The sequence below is a fragment of the Skermanella sp. genome (assembly GCF_059503625.1).
Genome location: NZ_JCACHA010001063.1, coordinates 1 through 5742 on the forward strand (window position 1 = coordinate 1; position 5742 = coordinate 5742).

The following is a 5742-nucleotide window of genomic DNA, read 5'->3' on the forward strand; positions in this document are numbered from 1 at the left end:
TGGAGATCCTGGCGCTTCGGGCCGAGCGGCAGAGCGAGGTGACGGCCGAACTGCGCGAGGTTCAGATGCGGCTGGCTGAGATCCGGGAAAAGCTGGCGGCGGCCCAGATCCGCCAGGGCCGGCGCGATCTCGTGGCGCCCGAGGCTGGCACGGCGCTCAACACGCGCTACTTCGCGGCGGGATCCGTGGTGCCGCCCGGCGGCCCGGTTCTCGACCTGGTTCCCCGGGACGACCGTCTGGTGATCGAGGCCAGGGTGCGGCCGAGCGACATCGACGTCGTGCATGCCGGGCTGCCGGCGAAGGTGGTACTGAGCGCCTTCAAGATGCGTACGACACCGCAGATCGAGGCGGAGGTGATCCGGGTCTCGGCCGACGCCTTCAAGGATGAGCGCACGGGCGAGCTCTACTACACCGCCCGGGTCGCGGCCAATCCGGAACAGCTGGAGAAACTCAGCGATATCCACCTGCAGCCCGGCATGCCGGCGGAGACCCTGATCGTCACCGGGGAACGAACCATGCTTCAGTATCTGCTGCAGCCTATCCGCGACACGTTCCGGACAGCCTTTCGGGAGGAGTGAGGTGGCCCGCCCTGTATTGGTCATCTGCAAGGCTGTTCCGCCATCCATGATGGGCACATCCTTGATCGTCGACGGACTTGGGCACCTACAGCGGAAAGTGCGTAGTTCGTGAGTTCCATTGCTCCTGATCGGGATGACAGCCCTCGTTCCTGACGCCGCTCTGCGGCTCATGCTGACGGTTTGGGAAAACGGCGTCGGCAGACCAAAGACGCGGTACGAGCGCATAGGCCTGAAACAACTGAAACAATAAATCGATTGGGGGACATAACGCGGAAACACCGCTCCGTTATCTCTGAGTTCCAAGCTGACGATCTTGCCAGTTGCGGCGAAACGAACAGTGGAACACGGAGCCCTCACCATGGCCAAATACCGTAATCACCTGCCCCAGCTCGATTGGCAGGTGTTTCTGACGGACGGCGGCATCGAGACCACCCTGATCTTCCACGAGAAGGTCGACCTGCCGTGCTTCGCCGCCTTCGATCTCCTGAAGGAGCAGCGGGGCACCGATGTCCTGCGCCGCTACTATGCCCGCTATGCCGCGATTGCGCGCGAAAGCGGCACCGGCTTCATCCTGGACAGCGCCACCTGGCGGGCCAATCCGGATTGGGCGGAAAAACTCGGCTACTCGCCGCGCGAACTCGACGTCGCCAACGCCAGGGCAATCAACATGCTCTTCGATCTGCGCGCTGTTCATGAAGCCGCGACATCGCCGATGGTGATCAGCGGCTGCGTCGGGCCGCGTGGGGACGGCTACCATCCGGGAGCGCTGATGAGCCCGCGCGAGGCCATGGTTTACCATGCCCGGCAAATCGGGATCTTCGCGACGGCGGGCGTCGATCTGGTCACCGCCTATACCCTGACCAACACGAACGAGGCGATCGGCGTGACGCGCGCGGCGCGGGAGGCTGGTCTCCCCGTGGCGATCTCCTTCACCCTGGAAACCGACGGCAGGCTGCCGACGGGCGAGGCGCTGCGCGACACCATTCGCTTCGTCGATCACGCCACAGATGATGGGCCAGCGTACTACATGATCAACTGCGCCCACCCGACGCATTTCGAACAAGCCCTGGACGACAGCGCCTGGATAACGCGGCTGCGCGGCATCCGAGCCAATGCCTCGCGGCGCAGCCACACCGAGCTGGACGAGGCGACGGACCTGGATGACGGGGATCCCGCCGAACTGGGCCGGCAATACCGGGATCTCCGCGCCCGCTTCCCGCACATCAACGTTCTCGGCGGATGCTGCGGCACCGATCACCGGCACATCGAGCAGATCTGCCGGAGCTGCGGCCAGACCGCCTGATCACGCTAAGCGGGCAGATGAGCACGGGCGATGACTGAAGGAAACTTTCCCAGGAAACAACTGAAACACCAAAGCCTCCAAGAGAAGTCAGGTTGAAACACCCCATCGCTAGAGTGCTTCTCAGACAAGGGTCCTGGCGACAAGCAACGCCGACCCCCCGTCCTATCTGCCACCAGCTATGCGCGCCTGAGTGTTTGGCCAGACGCGCTCGCTGGAAATTGATCAATCGATGAATTTGGAGGGTGATCGTCATGGAAGCGTACATCGACACTAGCTCGGCCTCGTGCGGAGCACTCTCATGGGTTCTGGGCAACGCGGTGCGGCGGATGTCCAGCGCCAGCCTGGTCATTCACGACACAGTGTGTGTCTGGTCGGAGCGGATCCGTCAGCGTCGGCAACTCCTAAGCCTGTCTGATCAGATGCTGAGCGATATCGGCGTCAGCCGGGTCGATGCTTTCAAGGAATGTGAAAAGCCTTTTTGGAGGACATGAGCGTCCTGCATCTGCGCCCGCAGCTGGCTCGACGAACTGCCAAATCTCCTCTGCACAACACAACATCGAAAAATTTTAGACACACGCCTCGCCTGAGCGGCCGGCCGATAACCTGGAAAGGATTGATCGTGAGCTTCTTAACCGATGTCATCTCCCGGGACTTTCCGGGTACGCCGTCCTCAACAACGGAGGTCGGCGCCAAAGGCACCCTCTCCCCGATCCTGCCCAGGCTGCTGCGCCGCATTGCAGACTGGCACCGCGGCCGGGTCGATGTGGCAGTGCTCCGCCGCATGACAGACCGCGACCTGAGAGACCTAGGACTCAGCCGCCTCGACGTGGAGGCTATCTCGGATGGTGTATACCGTCTCGAGATATGACGCTACAAGGTTCCGCACCACGCGGCGGGCTCACGAGTCCGCGGACGACCAGCTGGAGGATCTGACATGCTGGATGATGCTGCGCTCTGGCGCGAACTGAAGAGCTTCAAAGGTGACTGGGATCGCTGGTCGCTCGAGGAAAGGCTGGCCGCGACAGTCACGGCATTGGCATCGGTATTGTCGGCCTCAGTCATGTTGATGAACAGCCTGTGACGTGCGCTGCCGTTGCGCCGGCACATTTCCATCGGTTCACCCTCACGACGGAGCCGGCATTATCAGGACTATCGCCGCCGCTGTCATGACGACCTGAACTCAGCCGTTCCCATCGATCAGATCCCTCACCCTGCGCCGAACCTCGGCCGGGTCGAGAGGCTTTTCCAGGAGTCGGGCGCCAATGTCCGGGGGGAGCGCCGCCGCCGCGCGAAGGACGTCGCCGGTCATCAGGAGAAGCTTCCGCGCCAACTCGGGGCTTCTCTCCTGAAGCGCTCGCAGAAGGCCGGGACCGTCGAGCCGGGGCATGCGGATGTCGCACAGGATGGCGTCGAAACGGCGTTCTCCCAGAAGCTGCAAAGCCTCCACACCGTCGCCGGAAGTCACCACCTCGTATCCGTCCTTTGCCAGAATCTCCTTCAGCATCATGACGACTTCCGGTTCGTCATCGACCAGCAGAACGGACCAACCGCCGCCGCCGCGCTCCGGTTCCGGCATGGCCGGTGCCTCAGCCGCCGGCTGGCAGGCGGGAAGCGTCAAGGAGAACAGCGCTCCGCCGCCGGGACGTTCCGCGACCGTAATGGTACCGTTATGGGACGACACGATGCCGTGGCAGACCGACAATCCGAGCCCGGTACCCGATCCAATCGGCTTGGTCGTGAAGAATGGATCGAATATCTGGGGCCGCAAGGCCTTCGGAACGCCCGGCCCGTTGTCCGCGACCTCGATCCGCACGGCGCCACCGCCGTGGGCATCGTCGCCCTGGACGGATGTGGTGGTGAGCCATAACCTCCCCTTCGCCGTGTCCGGCGTGCGATGTGAAGTTCCGTCCGAATGCGGGGCGACGATCGGGGTCCGTGCCATCTCGATCGCTTGCTGGGCGTTGACGATGAGGTTCATGAACACTTGGTGCAACTCGTCCTCGTCCGCCATGACCGGTGGCAGGTCGGACGCATCCACACGCGTGACCTCGATGCCGGCGCTCCGCAGGCCGTTGGCCAGGATCTCGATGCTACCGTCGAGAACCGCCCGGACATCCACCGGCTTGACCTCGCGGGATTTCTGGCGGGCCAGGGCGAGGAAGCTCCTGACGATCCGGGCACAGCGCTCGGCGGCCGACCGCAGCCGGGTCAGCGAGTTGCGGATAGCGGGATCGTCACACCGCTCCTCGAGCATGATGGCGCGCCCGAGCACGACCGAGAGCGGATTGTTCAGTTCATGCGCCACCCCGGCCAGAAGCGAGCCGAGCGCCGCCAACTTCTCGCGCTGGTACATCGCGGCACGCTGACGGTCGGCTTCGGCCTCAGCCCTCTTCCGCTCGCTGATGTCGAAGATAAAGCCTCCGATGTGGGTGAATTCGCCCTCTTCGTCGCGGATCGGAAAGCGGATGACTAGGCGCCAGACATAGTGCGGAAAGTAGGGGACGTACTCCTCGTTGACGATCGAGGCGCCGGATTGGAGAACCTGTCTGTCGTAACTCCGTATCACCGCGGCGTCCTCAGGTTTGAAGACATCCTCCGGAGTGCGCCCGAGGATCTCCGACACCGGCCGGTTCTGGACCCTTTCCATCTCCGGGTTGGCGACGACGTAGCGCCCCTCGAGATCCTTCAGGTACATGCCGGCCGGAGCATGCTGCATGAAGGCCTGGAGACGTGCCTCGCTGGCCCGCAGGGCGTGCTCGGTCTCCAGCCGGGAGGTGATGTCCGTGCAGGCGGCGACAAGGGCCGGCGATCCCCGGAACTGGATCTCGCGGGCCGACATGAGCACCCTGATGATCGATCCGTCGGTACGGCGGAGAGACAGCTCGAACCCCTCGACACGGCCGTCCCTGGCGACGCGCTCCAGAAGCCTTCCGCGATCCGCGGGATCGACATAGGACGCCGCGAGCCGATCGGGAGGGCAGCCCGGATACAGGCCGAAGATTTCCTTGGCTTGGCTGTTGGAAAACAGCACCTCCATACGGTCGGCGCGGGTGATCTCCATGGCGAGGGGCAGGCAGTCGGCGATCTGGGCGAGTTCCTCGGCGCTCGCCGTCAGCGTCGCTTCGAAGGTCTTGGTCCGGGTGATGTCGCGACCGACCGACTGGTACTCGACCAGGTGTCCGGCCTCGTCGAACAGCGCGCGGTCCGTCCATTCCTCCCAGACCAAGTGGCCGTCCGGGGCGATCGTGGACATCTCGTAAGTGACGGTCGGGCTGTCCGGCGTCAGCCGTGCGAGTTGGCGGGTGAACTGCGCCTGCTGTTCGAGCGTCATCAGGTCCAGCACGCTGGAACCGATGATCTGGTCCCGGCCGCGTCCCAGCTGCCGGACATAGGCCTCGTTGATGAAGGTGAATCTGTAGTCGGGCGAGCATCGGGAGATGAACTCCATCTGGTCCTCGACGATCGCCCGGAACCGCAATTCGCTTTCCCGAAGTGCCTGGTCGGCACGCTTCCTGGTCGTGATGTCACGTCCGACGGACTGGTAATCCAGCAGGGTACCAGCCTCATCGAACAGTGCCCGGCTGGTCCAGCCGAACCACTCGATCTCGCCATTCCCTGATATCCGCTCATGCTCGCACCGGAAGATCGGACTCTCCGGCGTCAAGTCCCTCAGGCTCGCCTCAAAGGACTGGCGCAGACCAGGTGGGAACGGGTCAAGAAAGCAGCTTCCCAGCAGCTGATTGGGCTCAAGCCCGCAGAACCGCGCATGGGCCCGATTGCAGAACGTGACGCGGAGATCGCGGTCTATCCGGCAGATCATCTCCGTCTGGTCCTCGACGATGGACCGGAACCGGCGCTCAC

General features: G+C 63.7%; 6 protein-coding genes. 5 read left to right on the forward strand and 1 reads right to left on the reverse strand.

The window, feature by feature from the left end; genetic code table 11:
• The 5 genes from AC5JJ6_RS38480 to AC5JJ6_RS38500 form a co-directional block, all read left to right on the forward strand.
• Nucleotides 1-578 (forward strand): beta-barrel domain-containing protein (locus AC5JJ6_RS38480; protein ID WP_496047100.1); only part of this gene is annotated, 578 nt, incomplete at its 5' end.
• Between the two features lie 358 nt (nucleotides 579-936).
• Nucleotides 937-1881, forward strand: a complete 945-nt coding sequence (locus tag AC5JJ6_RS38485) for a homocysteine S-methyltransferase family protein (RefSeq protein WP_496047101.1) — start codon at nucleotides 937-939, stop codon at nucleotides 1879-1881.
• Between the two features lie 251 nt (nucleotides 1882-2132).
• Nucleotides 2133-2372, forward strand: a complete 240-nt coding sequence (locus AC5JJ6_RS38490) for a DUF1127 domain-containing protein (RefSeq protein WP_496047102.1) — start codon at nucleotides 2133-2135, stop codon at nucleotides 2370-2372.
• Between the two features lie 128 nt (nucleotides 2373-2500).
• On the forward strand, nucleotides 2501-2749 hold the full coding sequence (locus tag AC5JJ6_RS38495) for a DUF1127 domain-containing protein (protein WP_496047103.1): 249 nt from the start codon (nucleotides 2501-2503) through the stop codon (nucleotides 2747-2749).
• 66 nt (nucleotides 2750-2815) lie between these two features.
• The gene (locus tag AC5JJ6_RS38500) at nucleotides 2816-2962 is read left to right on the forward strand and encodes a hypothetical protein (protein WP_496047104.1); all 147 of its coding nucleotides are present in this window, start codon (nucleotides 2816-2818) and stop codon (nucleotides 2960-2962) included.
• Between the two features lie 99 nt (nucleotides 2963-3061).
• Here AC5JJ6_RS38500 and AC5JJ6_RS38505 read toward each other — a convergent pair.
• Nucleotides 3062-5742: hybrid sensor histidine kinase/response regulator (locus AC5JJ6_RS38505; protein ID WP_496047105.1), on the reverse strand; the 2681-nt coding region annotated here is incomplete at its 5' end.